Raw genomic sequence first — 19,505 nt, 5'->3', positions numbered from 1 at the left:
ACCTTCGTGAAAAGTTGCCCGAACCGGCGGCGTTCTGGGCGCCGCCACCACGGGGGCCGCTCGGCAGGAAATCCCTAGAGCTACGCGGCCTGCAGTTGAGAGGCAAATCACAGTGAAGATCTGCCGATGGTGCCCGCCAACACCATCTGGTGCCGGCGGGCCTGAACAGTTCGCGCCCTACCGGTAGGTCAGGAGGCTTCGGAATCGGCCAGCAGGCGGGCGCGCAGTTCGCGGCGTTCTCGCTGGGCGTCAGGATCAGGAACCGGGACGGCGGCCATGAGGCGCTGCGTGTAGAGGTCCTTGGGCCGACGCAGGACATCGTCGCGACTTCCTTGTTCAACGATCTGCCCGTTGCGCATCACCACGATGTGGTCGGCGAGAACGTCGATCACCCCGAGGTCGTGCGTGACGAAGAGGCAGGCGAACCCCATCTGGGCTTGTAGATCCTGGAACAGCTCCAAGACCTTCGCTTGCACCGATACGTCCAAGGCCGACGTCGGTTCGTCGGCGACCATCAATTGAGGTTCCAGGCTCAGGGCCCGGGCGATGCCCACGCGTTGTTTCTGGCCGCCGGAGAGTTCGTGGGGGTACCTGTTGCGGTAGTTGCGCGGAAGCTCCACCTGGTCCAGCAGGGTCTCGATCTTCTTTTGTAGTTCGACCCCCTTGGCGACCTTGGCCAACAGCATCGGTTCCCCGATGGACTCCCCGATCGGAAGACGCGGGTTCAGCGAACTCGACGGGTCCTGGAAGACCATGCCGATCTGTCGGCGGATGTTGAACAGTTCCTTGGAGGTGGGCTTGAGCCCGAAGAGTTCCGCCCCGTTGACCTTCAAGGACCCCTCGGCCACGGGCAGCAGACCAACCGCAGCCCGTCCGATGGTCGTCTTTCCCGAACCCGATTCGCCGACCAGACCGACGACCTGGCCCTGGTGGACGGTGAGGTTCGCGTCCTCAACGGCCCGGAAGGCAGGGACGCGCCCCTGTTTCGGGTACTCGATGGCGACGTCCTTGAGCTCAAGCACTACCGGACGGTCTTCGATCTTCGCAGCCCCGCGCCGGGCTTCCTGGGCCTCGTCGAGGAGTTTGCGTTCACGAATCTCCAAGGACTCATCCGTGTCGGAATCCAGCTCGGTTCCTGAAGCTGCCGCCACGGCGGCATCGACGTCCACGCTGCCGAGCGAGTCACCCCCGGTCCCCAGTTTCGGCACGGCAGCAAGTAGCGCCTGCGTGTAGGGGTGCTGCGGTTCGTTGAAGATCTCATGGGCGGTTCCGTGTTCGACGATGCGCCCCTGCCGCATGACGGCGATGCGGTCTGCCAGGTCGGCAACCACGCCCATGTCGTGGGTGATCAGCACGATGGCCGAATTCAACTTATTGCGCAGGTTGCGCATGAGGTCCAGGATTTCGGCCTGAACCGTGACGTCCAGCGCTGTGGTCGGTTCGTCGGCGAGGAGCAGCTTCGGGTCACAGGACAGGGACTGGGCGATCATGGCACGCTGACGCTGGCCACCGGAGAGTTGGTGCGAATACGACTTGAACGCCTTCATCGGATCCGGAAGTTCGACGAGTTCGAGCATTTCCAGGGCCCGCTTCTGGGCTTGCGCCGGGGAAATCGGGTTATGGAGTCGCAGCGTCTCCATGATCTGGAATCCGATGGTGTAGACCGGGTTCAAGGCGGTCATCGGCTCCTGGAAGATCACCGCGACGTCATTGCCGCGTACCTGGCGCATCTTCGAACCGGAGAGCCCGAGCAGCGACTGCCCGTTGAGCTTCACTTCGCCACGGACCCTGGCGTTCGTTGGGAGCAGTCCAAGCAAGGCCATCGAACTGGCCGACTTGCCTGAACCGGACTCCCCCACGATAGCCAGCACCTCACCGGCGTTCACGTGGTAGTTCAAGTCAATGGCAGCTGGTACCCATTCCTTGTCCACTCCGAAGTCCACGGAGAGGTGGCTGACCTGCAGGACGGGCTGTTCGCCGCCCGGCGTTTCCTCTGGATAGGAGGGGTTCTGCTGGCTCATCTGGTCCTCATTTCCTTCCGGCGGCGGCCCGGGTGGGCTGGCGGCCGGGGGTGTTGTGTGGCGCCGATTACATGGCTGCCGATAATCCTGAAACTATGGGAGTTATGACTTCTGCTGAAAGCACGACCCGGGACTTCACCTTTAGGCCCCGTGGGCCTCGCATCCTGGCGATGGCGCTCATCGTGCTCGCTGCCGCCGGTTCCATCGCGATCCTGGTGACGGGAAGCTGGTATTCGGCGCCAGCCGTCCTGCCCGTGCTGCTGGTGGGGTATTCCGCATGGATCGTCTTCTGGTTGCCCCGGGTGGAAGTGAACGACGCCGGTGTCACCTTGATTAATCCGCTGCAGACCTTGGAGGTCCCGTGGGCGACGATCATTTTGGTGGATACCAAATACGCGCTCGCCCTGGTGACACCCAAGGGGCGCTTCACTGCGTGGGCTGCTCCCGCGCCCGGCGTCATGTCTGCGCTGCGGGACTCTCGACGCTCGGCCAGGTCGGAGTCTCGCGACCAGTCCGGCGCCAGCTATACGAGCATTCGTCCGGGTGACCAGCGGTCCAGTGATTCCGGTGTCGTCGCCAACATCGTCAGGCGCCGGCTGGCTCGCATGGCCGAGGACGGAACCCTCGACGTTGAGTCGACGGAATCCTTGAAGACCCAACGAAGCATCCATTGGACCCATCTTGCTGTCCTCCTGATCCTGGTTGTTCTGAGCCTGACGTTGCCTGCCGTGATGTCTTGAGACCGTGCCGGGATCTGTCATCCCGACACGACCCCGGCTAGGCCCGGTGGGCCGGGCCATCATCATCGGGATCAGAAGTTCCATGACGTCCCGAATCCTCCCCGCCCTCGGTCCTTCGGGCGATGGCGGCTGCTGAAACCGAATCATTCACTGCCGACCCGTGGACTCCACGTTCCTTGGCCTTCTTGGCTTTGAATTTCCGCTGCCGCGGGTCGAAGGCGTCGCGAAGTCCGTCACCAATGAAGTTGATCGACAGGCAGATCGCCACGATAAACAACCCGGGGAACCAGAACAGCCATGGGCGTGTACTGAACGCTTCCTGGTTATCCGAAATCAACGAACCCAGCGAGACATCGGGAGATTTCACCCCGAGTCCCAGATACGACAACGCCGTCTCGAGCAGGATCGCTGCGGCCATCAGCAACGTGACGTTCACGATGATGACACCCACCGCATTCGGCAGGATGTGCTTGAACATAATGCGCGTATTGGATGCGCCGGCGATATGGGCGGCATCGACGAACTCACGTTCGCGCAAGGTCAGGAATTCGCCGCGGACCAGACGGGAGAGCCCCGTCCAGATGATGACTCCGATGAACAAGCCCAGGGCCACGGTGGCCAAGTTCCCGCTGACCGCCGAACCGGAGATCCGTCCGAGGACTGCAGCCAGGATCAGCAGCGGAATGATGATGATGATATCCACGATGCGCATGAGGACCGCTTCGATCCATCCCCGGAAGTAGCCGGAGAGTGCCCCCACGACCACGCCGATGAATCCGCCTACGGCACCGATGACGAACATGATCATGATCGACTGCTGGGTTCCGCGCATCGTCATGGCGAAATAGTCCCGCCCGATGCGGTCCTGCCCGAAGGGGTGGTCCCCCCAATTGAGCAGGTTCGCGAAGGTCGGGCGACCGCCGTTGATCTGGGTGCTGAATTGCTCGTAGTTGTAATGCCACCAGCCCGGGATACCGACGAAGCCAATGGATGAGAAGGCCATCACGACGATAGCCACGAAGACCACGATCGATACGAGGGCCGGCGTATTTCCCATGAACCGTTTGCGGACAATGGCGTTCTGGGACAGTCCCTGGACTTCTTCGGGCGCAACAGGAGCCTCGAGGTCCTCGGGCATCTGCCCTGACGGGGTTTCTGGATTCGGCCTGCTCATGCTTTTACCCTTACGCGCGGATCGAGTACGGAATAGGCCAGGTCGGCGATCAAGTTGAAGACCAGAGCCAGGAGACCGGTCACCAGGAAGACGCCCATGACCGGGTTCGGGTCGGGTATCGGCAAGAGGGAAGCCACGAAGAGGTTGCCCATACCGGTGAAGGCGAAGACCCGTTCAGTGATGACCGCACCGCCGATCAGTCCACCAATATCGAAAGCCACCAACGTCGCCAACGGGATCAACGCGTTGCGGAAGGCGTGACGCATGACCACTGTCCGCTCCGGAAGACCCTTGGCACGGGCGGTTCGGATGTAGTCCATCTGCATGATCTCGAGCATGGACGCCCTGGAGTAACGCGAGTAGCTGGCCAGCGACACGAGGAGCAACGCCACGGTCGGCAGCAGCAAGTGGGTGAAGAGGTCAAGGTTCTGGATCCACCAGTTGCCCTCGAGGTTTGGCGTCGAGGAGCCGATGGTGGCGATGGGACGTCCCCTGACGCGGCCGTTGGAAAAGTAGCTCGGCCATTCCACCATGAAGCGATCCAGCATCACGAGCCCAGCAATGAAGAAGGCGCTCAGGGCGGCGGCGCGCATGGACTGCCCGCGGTCGTATCCGCCCATGAACCAGCCAACGACGCAACCAACCACGATGGTCGCGGCGAAGAGCCCCAGGACGCCCCAACCGGAAATACCCGAGAACAACGGGTTCAGCGCGTAATAGGCGATCAACCCGGCCAGGACCATGAGCAACGAGGAGTACAACGCCTTGCGGTTTTTCACTCCGGCGGTCAGTTGGGTTGCCAGGTAGGCGACGCCCACCCCGAAGAGGGCGATCAGGATCGGCCCCAGACCCGGGGACCTGAACCAACCCGTCACCGACAGGGCATACATCAGGCCAGCGGTGGCAGCGGCGCCGATGACGAAGCCGATGCTCCGCTGCAAGTAGTTCCCACTCATGAACAACACGACGACGATGCCCAGACATATGGAGGTGATCAGGATCGACATCGGACTAAAGACGGGGTCCCTGAGGAAGTCGTTGAACCCGATGGCGCCGAATTCCTTCAACAGGACGGCAATCCAGAAGATCGGCAGGGAGAAGAACAGGAACGCCATGAACGTCACCGAGTAGTCAAGGGTGCTGTACTGGCGCAGGGCGGTGATGATGCCCAAGCCGATGCCGATGACAATGGCCAGGACGGTCGCCGCGGTGATCAGCAGGATCGTTTGGCCGGCGGCGCGGCCGAGCGCATTCACGACGGGTTCGCCGTTGATGGCCTGACCCAGATCGCATTTGCCGACGAGGGGAACCACGCATTGGGCGGCCCCTCCGAGCCATTTGAAGTAGCGCAACGGGGCGGGCGTGCCCAGGTCCAGCAAGGCAACGCGTTGCTGGATCAGCTGGTCCTTATTCGGCGCGTTGCTCTCTCGCAGGTCACCCAACGGGTCGCCCGCCGCGGCCGTGAGTTGGTAGACGACGAATGAGGCGCCCAGGAGGATGAGCACGGCAGTGACGAGCCGCCGGATGATGTAGGTCACCATGAAATATAGCCTCTTGGTAGAAGATACCGGGGATCACCCGGCAGTACTTTTGCTGAAGTGTAGTTCACCTCACAGCACTCGGGAAGGAGGGAAAACCCAATCACTTCTCGTGGCCCGGTCAAGGAACTACGGGGCGGGCTATCTGCCCGACCAATCGGTGGAATCCCTTCCACCGGAGTTTGTAGCGGCACACTGAGACGCCGGGACCGTGAATCATGGTCCCGGCGCCTCAGCGGCACTTATATCCGGTTACCCGACGTAGCTACTTCTTCAGGTTCCAATCCCAGAAGTTCCACCAGACACCGGTCTGGTTGGACATGTACTTCACGCCTTCAACCTTCGAGTCATAGGCGTCAACGCCGACCGACTGGAAGAGCGGCAGCCCGTATCCCGAGTCCCAGATCAACTTGTCGATCTTGACCTGCAGGTCGGTCTGTTCCTTCTCATCGGTGGTGACGATGAGCTTGTCCATGAGCGAATCGGCTTCCTTGCTGGAGAACTTGTTGAAGTTCGATGCCGAGCCCGTGCCGAAGATCTGCGGGACACCGGTGACGCCGACGCCCGATGAAATCCAGCCGAAGATGGTGGCATCATAGGTGCCACCGCCCAGGGCACTGCCCCACTCGGAAGCTCCCAGACCACCATCGACGACCTTGAAGCCCGCCTTCTTCGCCGATGCGGCGATCAGCGAGTAAGCATCAGCACGGTTCGGGTTGTCCTTGCTGTACATGATGCGGACCTTCGGCTTCTTACCGTCAAGCAGCTTCTTGGCCTTCTCGATGTCGGCTTCTTGGTAGTCGGCTGAACCGTTGTTCTTCGCCGATTCCTCGTAGCCGTCGTTATCGGGGACGAAGAGCTGGGAGTCCAGCGGCTTCGCATCCGGGTTCAGCTTCTTGATGATCGTGTCGACGATCTGCTCACGCGGAATCGTGTGCATGAACGCCTTGCGGACGTCCTCGTCCTTGAAGACGCCGTTGTAGTTCAGGTCGATGTGGTCATAGGAGAGCTGGTCTCCCTTATCCACGACCACCTGATCACCCAGGGCCTCAAGCGACTCCAACGTATCGGCCGAGGCCTGCGGAGCGATGATATCGACTTCCTGGTTTTTCAGCGCCTGGACCTGGGCCGGTGATTCACCGATGTACCGGACGACGATCGAGTCGACCTTCGGCTCCGGTCCCCAGTCGTAGTCCTTATTCCGTACCAGCGTCATGGACTGGTCAGCGACGATCTTGTCGACGATGAAGGGACCATCCGAGAGGTAGAGCGACTCGTCGGAGGGCAGCGACTTGGTGTCGAAGCCCGTGTTCCAGAAGTCGGCGGCCTTCTTCAGCTTCGCATTCGGCTTCTTGGCGGGTTTGGCCGGATCGCCCTTGGGTGCGGTCTTGATGAGATCCGTGAGTTCCTCGGTCTTCATGCCGGACTTTTCGGCTACGACATGAGCAGCGCCCATCATGCCGAAGCTGGTTTCCCAGTCGGCGAAGGGCTCGGAGTACTTCAAGGTGATCGACCGGTTGTCGTCTCCGATTTCCGGGACGTCGGTCAGCGCCAGTCCGGAGGTGTCGCCGGCGTAGTCGAAGTAGTTGGTCCCGGCGGTGACTTCGCCCGCGTCGTCGGTCTTCGCATCATTGAAGTGACCCGACTGGATGGCCCATGCCAACATCATGTCATCGGCGTTCACCGGCTCCCCATCCGACCACTTGACACCCTCGTTGATGGTGTACTTCACGGTCAGCGGATCCTCGGACTCGACCTCGTACTTGCCGAACTTCTCGTTCTTCTGCACCTTCAGGTCATTGTCGATGTAGTTGAACTGCGACTGGGTGGTGTAGGCAATCTTGGAGTTGATATCCACATTGCCCTTGGCTGTGTTGTCGTTGAACGAGCTGAATGCGTTCACTTCGACGACACGAATCTCGCCACCGTTGCCTTCGCCTTCAGCGGCCCCGGACGACGAGTCGTTGCTGCCCGTGCTGGCCGCGCATGCGCTCAGCGCCAGGGCGGCGGTCGCACCAATCGCGACTGCCTTGGAAATACGTGTGAAACGCATTCCGCCTCCTTGAGTTAGGTGTGTTCTCCAGCCGAGCGATCCACTTGACTGCGACAGACCACGAGGAGTGGCCTGTCTCACATAGAGAAACCATAGACTGCGGAGGGGCCCCTTGGATATAAAAATCTCGCTTCAGATTCTGTTGTTATGGAGTCGCAACTTTGCGAGACGATGGTCACATTCATTCGAAGGGTCGCGACAACATCGATCCTCCCGCGAGAAATCAAGGGTCTGCTTCAGATTGGGGATTGTCAACTACTTGTCCCCGCCATCAAGCGGATCCTCGAAGATTTTGTAAAGCTTCCCAATCAATGACGGCGTGTCTCGCTGCCCATTTGACGCGACACCCGATCGTCGGTCTCCGAACCCCATATCGGTGACGTCGAATTTAATCTTTGCATGAGCGGTGGTGCGGTGATACGAGCCCTCTGGTCCGGAAGCGAAATCCACGCGAGGCCGCGCCCCTGGACGCGGCCTCGCTTCGGGGTGTGACCGGATTAGTCCGCGATGTGCAGAACGAGCTTCCCGCGGGCCGTTCCTTGTTGAGAGGCACTAAAGGCAGCAGCGGTCTCTTCGAGTCCGTAGACCCCACCGATCGCGACGTCGAGAGTCCCTGCTGCCACACGGGCCAGCAGCTCACCCAACCGTGGACCGTCGGGGCGGACCCATAGCCAGCGACCACCATGTTCGGTGACGGTCGGATCGGCGATCGACACGTGGCGGCCGCCTTCTTTCAGCACCGACAGCGTCGTTTCAAGGACTCCTCCCGCATAGTCGGCGACCTTATCGAAACCTTCGGGGGCCATTTCGCGCAGCCTCTGGCTCAACCCGTCTCCGTAGCTAACTGGGGTGACACCCAGCGCGGACAGCTTCTCATGGTTCGCCGCGGATGCGGTGCCGACCACTTCCGCCCCGGCGGAGATGGCCAGTTGGGCCGCCAAGGTACCGACGCCCCCGGAGGCTGCGTGAACCAACAGTCGTTCACCCGGGCGTAGGTCGAGCGCTTCGAGACTCCGCTGTGCCGTGAGCCCCGCCAGGGGCAGTGCGGCCGCAGTAGCATTTGGCACGCCTGCCGGGATCGCGGCAACATCCGCGGCGAAGACCGTCACGTATTCAGCGAAGGTTCCACCGGAGACCACCTGCTTTCGCGCATAGGCGGCGACCCGGTCACCGCTGGTGAATTCCGGGACGTCGGGTCCCACGGTGTCGACTACTCCCGCCACGTCCCATCCGGGAATGACAGGAAAATATGCATCCATGAGTCCATCAAGGCCCCCTGACATGATCTTCCAATCAACAGGGTTGACCGAGGCGTGAGTCACGCGGATGCGCACCTCCCCGGGACCGACCTTGGGCAGGTCCAGTTCGGTGAGCTCCAAAACGTCGTTGCTTCCGTACTTGCTATAGGTCATTGCTCGCATATGGCACCCAACTCTGGGAACGGCCCGGATATTCCTGGCGGCACACCGGGTCATTGCACGACCGGTACAGTCCCGCCTCAACGAGTCTCGACGAGCCGATCGTTCCTCGGAAAAAATCTAGGAGATAAGTCTCCAAGCGCGAAGTCCCTTAGAACGCCGCTTGACGGATTCGTCGGATCCAGTCCTTGAGGAGGATGTCGACCGGGCCAGGCTGGTCCAGATGCACGTTATGTCCAGCGCCGTCGAGGGCCATGTAGGTTGCGTGGGGGTATCTCTGCAGGAGGCCGATCTGGTCTTCGAATCCCACGATATGGTCCTGGCGTCCGGTGAGGATCAGCGTCGGACACGTCAGTGGCGGCGTATCGGGCCCGACCTCGTCATCGAGCCGATATCCACGGGCCAGGCGAATCCCCGCCGCTGTGTCTGCGGTGCGGATTCCCGGCAGTGCGGTGTCACGGAAAGCCGCCCACGATTCGGCGGATTGATACACCGTCATCTGTTCGAATTCATGGGCATCCGACGGGTCGAGCGACTGCAGAAACCCAGGATCACGGTGCAGGATGCTCCGCAGCGGCACCCTGCGGTCCCGCTGCCTAGGGTGAACCACGGGAGCCAGCAAGGCCAATCCGAGCACCTGTCCCCCGAACATCGAAGCGATGCGGCCGGCGAGAAGTCCACCGAGCGAATTCCCCAGGAGGGCGAATTCTTCATGACCCACCAGGTCGGAGATCGTCCCGCGGAGCCAGTGGAGGAGTTCGGGCAGTCCTCCCGGTTCTTCCAGCGCAGCTGTTTTCCCGAATCCGGGGAGGTCAAGGTAGATCCTCTCCCAGTCACCCGGTGTAGCCAGGCAGGGATCCAGTGGCAGAAGCAGCCGGTGGTCGACCCCATTGCCGTGAATTATCACGAGCGGAGTTCCGGTGCCTCGACGCTGGATCCAGGGTTTCGGGTTCGTGATTGCCCCGTCACTACGTGCTGGTTCCACGGCATCCGGTGCCGCAGCCCCTCTCATGGTGCCCACCCCTCAAGGACCCGCAGCAGCCTGTTTTGTTCGTCGCTGGTTAATGAGACCCCGAGCTCCCGGACGCCGTCCACGGCTTCGGCGGTAGTGATCGTTTCCTGGCGCGTGGGCTGGCTGTTGCGTCGGACGGTCCGGGTACCGGAGGTGACCGTGACATGCCCGTCGGCGGTGAATCGGGACGCGATCAATGCCCGGGTGAATGGCCCGGCGGTGGTACTGGTCGACGTGACAAGGTGCCCGGAACGCACATCTGCCGGTTGGACCTTCAAACCATCCGTCACGTGCTGCAGTCCGCCGTCGCGGTGGAGCGACCAGCGATCCACTCCGTCTTGGCTATCATGGCTGATGCTGAAGACGCGTCCGCCGTCGTTCCTGTGTGCACCGTGTTGCAAGGAAAGCGGCCCACGGATGCTGAAGCCGAATCCGGGATCTGTCAGGAACCAGGCCTCTTCGGTCAGGACGGCCACGGTCATATGGGTCCGCGTGTTGTATGGCGAGTGCACCCGACCCAGTTGCCGGCGGACGCGGTAACCGAGGTCTGCGGCGACGGCGGCAAATATTTGGGCGTGTTCAAAGCAGTATCCTCCGCGTCGACGGTCCACGATTTGCCGTTGGACGTTGACCGGTTCGACGCCTGGATGGCTGCCAAGCAATATATCGATGTTGGCGAAGGGGAAAGTTTCCAGATGCGCGCAGATCAGCCGTTCCAGGAACTCCAGTCCCGGCTTCTCCCGCTCGACGCCGACCGCGGAGAGGTAGGCATCGATATCAAAGGAATCCAGGTGCCAGGACGAGCCCGTCAATTGTGGATCTCGCGTGGTGGCCATGCTGATGAGGATACCGGTAACCGGCGGCGCCCAACTCGGGGCCGGGCGCCGCTTCTTTAGCCGTCGGGCTTAGCCGATGGCCTGAGGAACAGGGGTATCGCCATCGTAGAAATTCACCGTCTGGCGGATTGCCGAGTTGGCCGACAGCACCTGTGTCAGGACCTCGGCGACGTTTTCCCGTGAGGTCACTGCTTGGTCGCCCGAGGGCGCATGGCCGCTCATGGTGCCGTCGAAATCTGCGAGCACGATCTTGCCGCTGGCTGGCTCAAGGGTGAGCCGTCCGGGGCCAAGAATCGTGAAATCGAGACCTGACTGCCTCAGATGTGCATCGGCGTCGTGCTTTGCCTGCGCATAAGGATAGAACGCGTCCTCGGGGTCGAGCCGGTCGACGTCAACGCCGGCGCCCGCATAGGAGACCATGACGTATCGCTTGACCCCGGCCGCTTCAGCAGCGTCCATGGTGCGCGCCGCGGCCTCAAAATCGACGGAACGGGTCCGCTCCGGGCTGCCTCCGCCGGCCCCAGCCGAGAAGACCACTGCCTGTGCACCGGAAAACGCCTGCTTCAGGGCCTCGGCGTCGGCATTTTCCAGGTCCAGAACTACCGGGCTGGCTCCAGCGGCTTCGATATCGCTGGACTGAGCCTCTGAGCGGATCACGGATTCAACGGCGTAGCCGGCGTCCTTGAGTTTGGGGGCTGCCAGAAGGGCGATCTTGCCATGACCGCCCAGAATAACGACACGGCCTTTTTCTGCTGTAGACACACGTACCTCCGATTGCGCCGCTTTGGCGCCGAGAGCGTCCACCACCCGCGCCTCTGTTCGGGGTCCGGTGGCGGCTTCCACTGGGCACAACGTCTTGAGCCTCTGGTTATTCCTTCATCCCTATCCGCTACGCGCCAGGAGTCCTGGACTTTTGAATGTGGAGTTGAGGATCATGTCAACCGACGTCGCTTCGTGGGACGAGGTGCAAACCGTGTTCGGGGATCGCGGCATGGCCTCGCGCTGCCAGTGCCAACGCTACAAACTCGAGCCCGGCGAGTCCCTCGACACAGTGCCTGCCGATGAGCTCTGTCTTCGCCTACACGACCAGAGCCACAGGGAGCCACCACCAGGTCTATTGGCCTTCATGAATCAGGAACCCGTGGGCTGGTGCGCAGTAGCCCCGCGCCCCTCCTATTCCGCTCTTCTGCGCAATCCCAACCACACCGCGTGGCGGGGCCGTCACGAACAGCCTGAGGACACCTCCGTCTGGGCAATCAGCTGCTTCTGGACCCGGGCGGGATATCGCCAACAGGGTATTGCCAGTTCGCTGGCCATTGCAGCCGTGGCACACGCCCGACGTTGGGGGGCAAGAACCATCGAGGCCTACCCACGGATCACCGCTGAGGCCATCACGGTGGACCTCCATGTCGGCACGGCGCAGATGTTCAGGGCTGCCGGGCTGATCGAAGTTGCTCGTCCCAGCAAGTGCCGCTGCGTCATGCGGTCGAATATGCGCAGCGCCCGTCCGCGTAGGACCAGACGACGCGGCTCAATGCCTGATCCCCCGTGGGGAAACGCCCGGAAGATAGCGATCGGGGCGGAACCAGGGGCCAGCCATAACCGCGGCGGGGCAAGACCATGACCGGTTACAGACCCAGCCGATTTAGATTTCTAATACAATCTCCCTACGGTGTGAGTACGAGAACACCTCGGGCCGCTCGTGGCCTCAGGGAATATTCAGAGGAGATCGACCATGGTGATCGAGGACGCGTTGCCGGTACGCGGCAATAGCTACGTCGAGATTGCCTACGAGCACCTTCGTCGACTCATCCTCTCCGGCGAGCTGGCCCCCGGCAATCGTGTCACCGTCCAGCCGCTGACCGAATCGTTGGGCCTGTCCCCCACACCGATTCGCACTGCATTGGCCGCCCTCGAACGGCAAGGACTCTTGGTTGCCCAGGAGCACCGCGGCTACTTCGTCCCCAAGCTGGGACGTAAAGATATTCTCGAGATCTACGAGATCCGGGAGGTCATCGATAGCGTGGCTTCCCGCCGCGTCGCCGAGCTGGAATCCCGCAGCGATATCGTCGCCGCGTTGGAAGAACTACTGGTACAACAACGCCACGCCGTGTCAGAGGGCGACATCTCGGCCTATCGAGACCTCGATCTGGCATTTCATAAAGCCATCTGGCAAAGCTCGGGGAACCATCGCTTATTGTCCTTGGCTGAAAACCTTTTGGGCCAGGTCCGCATCGGGAACAACGTGTCCTCCCGCGTTCCCGGACGTGTTCAAATCGCCCTCGAAGAACATGCCGCCATCATCAAGGCCCTCAAAGCTGGATCGCCGCAGGACGCCGAGAACGCCACCCGCGCGCATGTACGCGAAGCCAGTCGTGCGCTGGCAGACTATCTGGCCCGGCTCGAGGACCGCCCCTCCGCATAGCGGGCCGACAGCTGCACCACGCCGGATCGTTGACACCCTCCTTCTCTGACATTACAGTTTAATTTAATCAAATCAAGAATAAGATCTGTAATTGACACTTACGTTTTGTGGTCATTGACCATCACAGAGGTTCAGGAAATCCGCTGTCTCTCCGCCACCCGTATCGACAAATGACCTTCATCCCAGACGACCGCCACGGTGGTTACCCAACCACGCACGTCCCCGAAATGTTCTGGCCGACGCCCCCAGAGCCGGACCGGAAGAAGAACCATCTGCGGGCAGCCCGCCTCGACAGTTAAAGCTGACCCGCCCCTCCCCTATCGCCTCCCCACCGGACCAGCTCATCCAGATCGCAGACGATCATTTGGGCGCCCGCATCCTGGGTGGCACCCTCTGGGTGCTCCACGCCGTGGCACGCAACTGGGAAAGCGGATTCATCAGCATTTTCTACGCAGACGCCCGGCGAGCTCGCGTTCACCAATCCGCCTATTAGGCGCCGCAGCTAGACCAAGTCACGAATGGAGCAGATCAACGATGAACGATGAACGAAGTCCCACCCACTCTCCCTTATCCCGGGCCGTTAGCCGCCGCCAGGTCCTCCTAGGACTTTCAGCGGTTGGCGGGATCGGTGCGGTAACGGTCGGCGGATACGGCTACGCACGCGGTGTACTCACGCCCCAACAGCTGACGTCTTCACGCTTTGCTGATCGGTTCGAGACGGTGTTCGGTCAACATGACGGTTTCCGGCGAAATCATGCGAAAGGACTCAGCGCTTCCGGGTACTTCACGAGCAACGGAGCCGGCGCGGCCGTGTCCACAGCGGCGGTCTTCAGCCCCGGCAGAATTCCTGTGACCGGTCGGTTCTCACTCTCCGGCGGTCTACCCTGTGCACCGGATGGCGACGCCGTCGTCCGAGGAATGGCTCTGCTCTTCAGCCTTCCCAACGGTGAGCAATGGCGTACCGCCATGGTCAACATTCCCGTGTTCCTGGACAGCACCCCACAAAACTTCGTCGATCGGCTCCTCGTTTCCAAACCCGACCCGGAGACCGGGAAACCGGACCCCCGGAAGCTGAAGGAGTATTTGTCAGACCACCCCGAAACCGTTGCTGCCATGAAGATCGTCCACCAGCAGCCACCTACTTCCGGGTTCGAGAACAGCACGTTCCACGGACTCAACGCCTTCGGTTTCACCAACGAGGCCGGCAAAACGGTTCCGGTTCGGTGGAAAATGCTGCCCGAACAACCCGTGAAACCAGCAACCCCGCCGCAGCCATCGGGCCAGGACTACCTTTTCGAATCACTCATCCGTGCCACGGCGGACACCCCCTTGCAATGGCGTCTGATCCTCACCATCGGCGAACCCGAGGACCAGACAAACGATGCGACCAAACCTTGGCCAGATGACCGGAAAACAAAAGATGTGGGCACCTTGACCCTCGACTCCGTGCAGACCGAAGACCGGGGCAATGCCCGAGACATCAATTTCGATCCACTCATCCTGCCAGAGGGCATCACGGCTCTAGACGATCCCCTGCTCAACGCACGCTCCTCCGTCTATGCGCGGTCCTTCGCCCGACGCACCAGCGAGTCGAAACAGCCGAGCAAGATCAAGGTGGAAGAGGTCCTCGATGAGCACTAAGACAAACTATCCACCCGAACGTTTCGCCCTCCCCTCCCGGCTGCTTCACTGGACCATGGCCATCCTGGTGGTGGCCCAGCTCTTCATCGCCGCCGTCATGATGGCTTCCCTCGTCTACCGACCACTCCTATTGGCCATCCATAAACCGCTAGGCATCACCATCCTGGCCCTGGTGCTGATCCGCCTCGTCTACAGGATCTTGCACCGGGCCCCTCCGTTCATGAGTTCCATGGGGCCCGTGGAACGCCAGGCGGCAAAGTATTCCGAATTATTGATGTATGCGCTGCTGCTCATCCAACCCGTCGTGGGCTGGGCCATGCTCTCGGCCGCCGGGGATCCGATCGTCCTCTTCGGGCAATTCCAGTTGCCGGCGATGGCCCCGCACAGCCCCCTGGTGTTTACGATCCTGCGGCAGACACACACGATTCTGGCATACCTGCTGTTCGCAGCTTTCACCGCCCATATGTGTGCCGTCCTGCTCCACACCCTCGTTCTGCGGGACAAGCTCTTGCATCGAATGTCCCTCTGGCCCTCCCGTCAAGACACGGCCGTTGCCGAAGAGCCGACAGCCGAGGAAGAGGTGGCGAAGTAGCCGTGCGGAGAGAGTATGTAGGCGGGCGGGTCGGTGACCGTGCCATGCGCTAGGTTCAGACCTATAACCAGACCGACCCCCGGATCAGGAAGCCTCCCGCCCAAACCCCTTCAACGAACTTCGGCCCAGCCAACGGGGCACCGAGCGACGGTAGCGGCTGTAGTCGGCCCCGAACTTCGCGCCCAACGCGGATTCTTCGGCGGGGATCTGCAACCGATCGATCACCAGAACGAAAGCGGCCACGGGCAGCACAGCGATGGTGGATCTACGCAGGATCGCTTGGGACACCAGCAGACCAGCCATGCCGACGTACATAGGATTCCTACTCAGCCGGTTCGGGCCGCTCACGATGAGGGACGTGGGGGCTTCGACATCGACCGGGTCGAAGCTCGTGCGCTGACGCAGGAATTCGCGCAGACTCCCCACGGCGAGCGATCCCGACGCCAGAGAAACGGCACCAGCGAACACCACAGATATCGGCGACACCTTCCGGTGACGAGACAGTAGATATTGCCCGCTCAGGCCCGCAACCAATGCTGTGGGAGGAATCGGGACCATGCTCATTTCTCCGCTCCAAACGTGTATTCACTACGGTGGAACACCAGGTTTCCTAGTAGACCAATCTCTCCGATGTCCGACCAGCAACATTTGGTATCAGTTCGAGAACGAGGCACAACGCTGGGCCCCGAGCTGGGAAACCGCCCGGACATCCCGGAAGTGTCAGGCACCCGAATCTAAACTGCGACGTAGCCGCCGAGTCCACCCGGGCATCGATTACTCCTGCGAGGAAGGCAGATTTTGATCGCTCCCCCTGAGACTCACAATCTCGTCATGACGTCTCGTATCGGAATTCTCAAGCCCGTCGAGCACCTCACTGATGATGACGTTGCTCTGCCGAACTTCACGGGTCTGCGCGCGAGTGACAAAAATATGTGAGTAGTCGACTGACACCTCAGGTACCGTCTGCCTCCAGTTTGGGTCCTGCTCATTGGCAAACCATGCAGAGGGGCCGAATTTGAGCTGCAGCGGACTCTCACCGAAACGCTCACGCGCTTGAACAGCCAGGTCGTTCGCGAACTTTTCTGCCGCGACGTCCTGCCGTTTCGCCTGGTATCTTCGCGCTTCGCCCGTCGCGCACATCGCGACGACGAAACCGATCACATCTTGCTCGTCCACGGGTCCCCTCCCGACCGAAAACCTCTGATGCATTTGGTCAATGAGCGAATAGGCGTCCGGGCTTCGCCGCCGGTATGCGGTGTCATGATCAATAACTTCGCGAAGCCGCTCGATCAACACGCTGTAAGTGAGGACTGGCGCGTTCTCCCAGCCTTGCTCTGCAGCGCTTCATCACCGTCGCGGCAGAGGAGCACGACAACGCCTCTACGCCCGTCGCGTCGGCCGTAGGCCGTAGGCCGTAGGCCGTAGGCCAAGTATCCATCGTAGCTATGGCCAGGGCCATCGGAGGTGAAGTAGTTCTCAACAACGAGCACCGTGGCATCGCTCTCGAGCACCAGATCGGCAATGTCCTCCGGCTCGTCCACCGCCGCGGTGTTCACTTCGTGCCGGACCCAGTAGCCGCTGTCTGGAAGCGGTTCTCCACCGGTCTTCTGAGAATTAACCTCGTCGATGAGGATCTTCATGAAGGTGCCACCGAGGCGGTGCGAACCGTCAGGTTCCAGAAGCCACCTGGACACATTGGAGATCTGCTTCTCGTGGAATCCGTGATGCATCACGTCGAAGACATTGAATCTTGGCTCCAAGGATCTTCCGAACACCGGAAGCATGCCCGTCACGAGATCGTTAGTCATCGCGCCTCCTCCGGTGCGTGCGGCCCATGGCACCTAGTGACGGATCCTCCCTATGAATGTCATCGGAGGTTGTTAATTCGCGGCTATGCTCATCGCAGCGTCATGCAATCGACCCGGCTCTATTGAACAGACCAGGACGCATGCCGAAGAACGCGCGGGATCCGGCCTTACGTTGACCCGCTGCCAGCTCATGGTTGAGCGTGAACAGCTTGGCCAAACATCCAGTGTGCCGTGTTGATCAGTTCCATCACCGCTCCCTCTGACATCCCTTCCACTCCGGGGACATAGATCCAGCGGTGGCGGCGGTTCCAGAACGGTCCCACGGCTGGTGAGATACGCCCGCGCAATTGCCGAGGCATCCGTTGATTCACATTGACGAATCCCGGCTGCGTCAACGGCATCACGGCGCGAAGGGTGTAATTACCGCTATGTTCGGCGCGCACCATCATGCTCCTGGCTGGCACGAAATCCTGCCAGGGAATCGGACCAATACCGCGCAGCGTCATTCCACGAGCTTCAAGCCTGACCTCTTCGCGTTCAAGATCAGCGAACTCGAGTTGCCGCCGATACGTCGTAATCAGTAGGGCCAGCCCTCCGAAGAGCATGGCGTAAACCGAGATGATGCCGAAAATGGTCATCCCCGTGACCCGGAGACTCTCGGCAGGCAGAACCACGCCCAAAGCGATGGCCATACCCAAGCCGACCAGACTCACGAGCCCGATGAGTACCAAGAACAACCATCGTCTCGCCGTCGACCAGCCGGCGGGCTTTCCCGCCATCGTCACTGCCTCAGTGGTCTGCAGCTCTTCCAGTGCCCGAATGAACGCCCTTGAATTCTCCACATCGACCACGCTACAACAAGGCTCTAGGACGGCCGTCGTCCCTCGGCATATGTACCGTTTTTAGGGCAGTAGCGCACGGCTGGCAAGGTCTGCACCAGCACTGTGACCGCAGCTTCAAAGGTGCTTTCCACAACGTCCGCATCTTCAAAACCGACTCCTCTCATCCGAGGTGATCTGCCCTGACGGCTCGCACCGCCGGCCAGAGGATGCATCCGACTGCCCTCCCCGAATTAGACGTTGAAGCGGAAGTCGTCCGGGATCCGGCCCGAAGAAGCCCCAGGGGGCTACAGACCTCGAGTCCAGGCCCCGGGCATGTCCGGGCCCGGGAAGTCGACGTTGCTCGCAGCGCTTGCCATTCGGAGACACCTCACCGGTGCTACGGACTAGGACAACTGGCAGCTGCCGGGAAGTATCTGGGACGAGTCGAGAACCAGAGTGGGTTCTATGATCGGTTCGACCACGTGGTGCTGCTGAGTACTCAGGTCGAGGCTCTCATCGAACGTATCGCCAGGAGGACGAACAGCCCGTTTCGGCGCACGAGTGCACAGCAGGATGAGGTGCGCCAGAACATGAGGGACGTCGAAGCGCAGCTACGGAGCGGCGCGACCAGCGAGCTTTGTGGGCGTCAGTCCATCGCCACGTTGGCCGACGCCTTCGAAGCACTCCAATAACCCGGTCGATCCGGCGTGCACGCAACAGCAGCACAAAGTTCATGCATCACGGTCCGATGCCAGCCCAGTTTCAAAGGTTGAACCGGAACGCGGCGATACGCTGAAGCTGGAAGTCGACCGCGTTACCGCACCAAGCAACCGCTGGCTTATGCCTTGAGTACGTACTGCAGTGTCTGTACCACCTGATCGGTGGTCTTGCACCAAGCCTGGGCTTCGGCGTCGACCTCCTTGAGTGGATGGACGATATCTTCGTCGTGCAACGTCATGTATGGCTTACCCAGCGCGGCGCAGTAGCCGGCATCGAAGGCTGCATTCCACTGTTTGTACTTATCCCCGAAGCGCACCACCACCAAATCACTCTGTTCAATCAACGTGCGCGTACGAATGGAGTTGACCTTGGAGGACTGGTGATCACGCCAGAACTGGCTGGAGGTCTCCCCGAGGTGGTCACCCGCGGCGTCGCTGGCAGGGTGGTCGGTCACCGGCGAGGTAAATTCCACGTCGAGCCCGAGAGCCTGTGCACCACGCTGGATCTCGTCACGCCAGTCGGAGTGAATCTCACCGGAAAGATAGACGGAAAAAGTCATGGTTGGATGCTCCTTCATAAATGTCGAATGGACCTGAAATTGGCCCTTCAGCCAACCATCCAACAGAACGAGGGAAAGTTCCAACGGCCGGCCGAAGATGACAAGCCCTGGGTTCCTCGCCACTGCGGTACGAGGTCAGCCAATGTA

The 19,505-nt window shown here is 61.1% G+C and carries 17 protein-coding genes and 1 pseudogene; 5 read left to right on the top strand and 13 right to left on the bottom strand.

Features of this window, described 5'->3' with window-relative positions; translation table 11 throughout:
- Nucleotides 1-188: 188 nt before the first annotated feature.
- The gene (locus FM101_RS11095) at nucleotides 189-2,021 is read right to left on the bottom strand and encodes an ABC transporter ATP-binding protein (protein ID WP_086999585.1); all 1,833 of its coding nucleotides are present in this window, start codon (nucleotides 2,019-2,021) and stop codon (nucleotides 189-191) included.
- A gap of 104 nt (nucleotides 2,022-2,125) precedes the next feature.
- Between FM101_RS11095 and FM101_RS11090 the strand changes: the two genes are divergently transcribed.
- On the top strand, nucleotides 2,126-2,761 hold the full coding sequence (locus FM101_RS11090) for a PH domain-containing protein (protein WP_158225966.1): 636 nt from the start codon (nucleotides 2,126-2,128) through the stop codon (nucleotides 2,759-2,761).
- 37 nt (nucleotides 2,762-2,798) lie between these two features.
- On the opposite strand, the gene FM101_RS11085 is transcribed toward FM101_RS11090, so the two are convergent.
- The 7 genes from FM101_RS11085 to FM101_RS11055 form a co-directional block, all read right to left on the bottom strand.
- Nucleotides 2,799-3,935 carry an ABC transporter permease gene (locus FM101_RS11085; RefSeq protein ID WP_086999581.1) on the bottom strand — a complete coding sequence of 379 codons (1,137 nt, stop codon included), beginning with the start codon at nucleotides 3,933-3,935 and terminating at the stop codon, nucleotides 2,799-2,801.
- Nucleotides 3,932-5,476 carry an ABC transporter permease gene (locus FM101_RS11080; RefSeq protein ID WP_086999579.1) on the bottom strand — a complete coding sequence of 515 codons (1,545 nt, stop codon included), beginning with the start codon at nucleotides 5,474-5,476 and terminating at the stop codon, nucleotides 3,932-3,934. The genes FM101_RS11085 and FM101_RS11080 overlap by 4 nt, the downstream gene beginning before the upstream one ends.
- A gap of 262 nt (nucleotides 5,477-5,738) precedes the next feature.
- The gene (locus FM101_RS11075) at nucleotides 5,739-7,526 is read right to left on the bottom strand and encodes an ABC transporter family substrate-binding protein (RefSeq protein ID WP_086999577.1); all 1,788 of its coding nucleotides are present in this window, start codon (nucleotides 7,524-7,526) and stop codon (nucleotides 5,739-5,741) included.
- A 497-nt stretch (nucleotides 7,527-8,023) separates the two neighbouring features.
- Nucleotides 8,024-8,938 (bottom strand): NADP-dependent oxidoreductase, encoded by a 915-nt coding sequence (locus FM101_RS11070; RefSeq protein ID WP_342744384.1) that lies wholly within the window; start codon nucleotides 8,936-8,938, stop codon nucleotides 8,024-8,026.
- 157 nt (nucleotides 8,939-9,095) lie between these two features.
- Nucleotides 9,096-9,956: an alpha/beta fold hydrolase gene (locus tag FM101_RS11065; RefSeq protein ID WP_086999573.1), complete on the bottom strand. Its 861-nt coding sequence runs from the start codon at nucleotides 9,954-9,956 to the stop codon at nucleotides 9,096-9,098.
- Nucleotides 9,953-10,792: an arylamine N-acetyltransferase family protein gene (locus FM101_RS11060; protein WP_086999571.1), complete on the bottom strand. Its 840-nt coding sequence runs from the start codon at nucleotides 10,790-10,792 to the stop codon at nucleotides 9,953-9,955. The genes FM101_RS11065 and FM101_RS11060 overlap by 4 nt, the downstream gene beginning before the upstream one ends.
- Nucleotides 10,793-10,861: 69 nt before the next feature.
- Nucleotides 10,862-11,554, bottom strand: coding sequence for an SDR family oxidoreductase (locus FM101_RS11055; RefSeq protein WP_087000029.1), 693 nt, complete (start codon nucleotides 11,552-11,554; stop codon nucleotides 10,862-10,864).
- A gap of 172 nt (nucleotides 11,555-11,726) precedes the next feature.
- On the opposite strand from FM101_RS11055, the pseudogene FM101_RS16220 reads away from it, so the two are divergent.
- The 4 genes and pseudogenes from FM101_RS16220 to FM101_RS11035 all read left to right on the top strand — a co-directional run.
- Nucleotides 11,727-12,146, top strand: a pseudogene (locus FM101_RS16220) (GNAT family N-acetyltransferase); the annotation flags it as partial.
- A gap of 381 nt (nucleotides 12,147-12,527) precedes the next feature.
- Nucleotides 12,528-13,217, top strand: coding sequence for a GntR family transcriptional regulator (locus FM101_RS11045; RefSeq protein WP_086999568.1), 690 nt, complete (start codon nucleotides 12,528-12,530; stop codon nucleotides 13,215-13,217).
- A gap of 534 nt (nucleotides 13,218-13,751) precedes the next feature.
- Nucleotides 13,752-14,858 (top strand): catalase family peroxidase, encoded by a 1,107-nt coding sequence (locus tag FM101_RS11040; RefSeq protein ID WP_086999566.1) that lies wholly within the window; start codon nucleotides 13,752-13,754, stop codon nucleotides 14,856-14,858.
- Nucleotides 14,848-15,450: a cytochrome b gene (locus FM101_RS11035; protein ID WP_086999564.1), complete on the top strand. Its 603-nt coding sequence runs from the start codon at nucleotides 14,848-14,850 to the stop codon at nucleotides 15,448-15,450. Before FM101_RS11040 ends, FM101_RS11035 begins: the two co-directional genes overlap by 11 nt.
- An 84-nt stretch (nucleotides 15,451-15,534) precedes the next feature.
- Here the strand turns inward: FM101_RS11035 and FM101_RS11030 are convergent, their stop codons facing one another.
- The 5 genes from FM101_RS11030 to FM101_RS11005 all read right to left on the bottom strand — a co-directional run bounded on the left by FM101_RS11030 (nucleotide 15,535) and on the right by FM101_RS11005 (nucleotide 19,358).
- Nucleotides 15,535-15,936: a methyltransferase family protein gene (locus FM101_RS11030; protein ID WP_218778281.1), complete on the bottom strand. Its 402-nt coding sequence runs from the start codon at nucleotides 15,934-15,936 to the stop codon at nucleotides 15,535-15,537.
- A 288-nt stretch (nucleotides 15,937-16,224) separates the two neighbouring features.
- Entirely contained in the window at nucleotides 16,225-16,626 is a 402-nt protein-coding gene (locus tag FM101_RS11025; protein ID WP_143269276.1) for a hypothetical protein, read from the bottom strand.
- A 113-nt stretch (nucleotides 16,627-16,739) separates the two neighbouring features.
- Nucleotides 16,740-17,258 carry a PD-(D/E)XK nuclease family protein gene (locus tag FM101_RS11020; protein WP_086999558.1) on the bottom strand — a complete coding sequence of 173 codons (519 nt, stop codon included), beginning with the start codon at nucleotides 17,256-17,258 and terminating at the stop codon, nucleotides 16,740-16,742.
- A gap of 188 nt (nucleotides 17,259-17,446) precedes the next feature.
- On the bottom strand, nucleotides 17,447-18,109 hold the full coding sequence (locus FM101_RS11015) for a hypothetical protein (protein WP_086999556.1): 663 nt from the start codon (nucleotides 18,107-18,109) through the stop codon (nucleotides 17,447-17,449).
- Between the two features lie 808 nt (nucleotides 18,110-18,917).
- Nucleotides 18,918-19,358, bottom strand: coding sequence for a YtoQ family protein (locus tag FM101_RS11005; protein WP_086999554.1), 441 nt, complete (start codon nucleotides 19,356-19,358; stop codon nucleotides 18,918-18,920).
- Nucleotides 19,359-19,505 lie beyond the last annotated feature (147 nt).

The organism is Arthrobacter rhombi (genome assembly GCF_900163545.1).
GTDB lineage: Bacteria > Actinomycetota > Actinomycetes > Actinomycetales > Micrococcaceae > Arthrobacter_H > Arthrobacter_H rhombi_A.
This window is presented reverse-complemented; position numbering and strand designations above follow the sequence as displayed.

What these genes read in the sequence shown, in the direction of transcription:
- FM101_RS11095 (WP_086999585.1), bottom strand. Translation starts at nt 2,021, where the DNA reads ATGAGCCAGCAGAACCCCTCCTATCCAGAGGAAACGCCGGGCGGCGAA.
- FM101_RS11090 (WP_158225966.1), top strand. Translation starts at nt 2,126, where the DNA reads ATGACTTCTGCTGAAAGCACGACCCGGGACTTCACCTTTAGGCCCCGT.
- FM101_RS11085 (WP_086999581.1), bottom strand. Translation starts at nt 3,935, where the DNA reads ATGAGCAGGCCGAATCCAGAAACCCCGTCAGGGCAGATGCCCGAGGAC.
- FM101_RS11080 (WP_086999579.1), bottom strand. Translation starts at nt 5,476, where the DNA reads ATGGTGACCTACATCATCCGGCGGCTCGTCACTGCCGTGCTCATCCTC.
- FM101_RS11075 (WP_086999577.1), bottom strand. Translation starts at nt 7,526, where the DNA reads ATGCGTTTCACACGTATTTCCAAGGCAGTCGCGATTGGTGCGACCGCC.
- FM101_RS11070 (WP_342744384.1), bottom strand. Translation starts at nt 8,938, where the DNA reads ATGACCTATAGCAAGTACGGAAGCAACGACGTTTTGGAGCTCACCGAA.
- FM101_RS11065 (WP_086999573.1), bottom strand. Translation starts at nt 9,956, where the DNA reads ATGAGAGGGGCTGCGGCACCGGATGCCGTGGAACCAGCACGTAGTGAC.
- FM101_RS11060 (WP_086999571.1), bottom strand. Translation starts at nt 10,792, where the DNA reads ATGGCCACCACGCGAGATCCACAATTGACGGGCTCGTCCTGGCACCTG.
- FM101_RS11045 (WP_086999568.1), top strand. Translation starts at nt 12,528, where the DNA reads ATGGTGATCGAGGACGCGTTGCCGGTACGCGGCAATAGCTACGTCGAG.
- FM101_RS11040 (WP_086999566.1), top strand. Translation starts at nt 13,752, where the DNA reads ATGAACGATGAACGAAGTCCCACCCACTCTCCCTTATCCCGGGCCGTT.
- FM101_RS11035 (WP_086999564.1), top strand. Translation starts at nt 14,848, where the DNA reads ATGAGCACTAAGACAAACTATCCACCCGAACGTTTCGCCCTCCCCTCC.
- FM101_RS11020 (WP_086999558.1), bottom strand. Translation starts at nt 17,258, where the DNA reads ATGACTAACGATCTCGTGACGGGCATGCTTCCGGTGTTCGGAAGATCC.
- FM101_RS11005 (WP_086999554.1), bottom strand. Translation starts at nt 19,358, where the DNA reads ATGACTTTTTCCGTCTATCTTTCCGGTGAGATTCACTCCGACTGGCGT.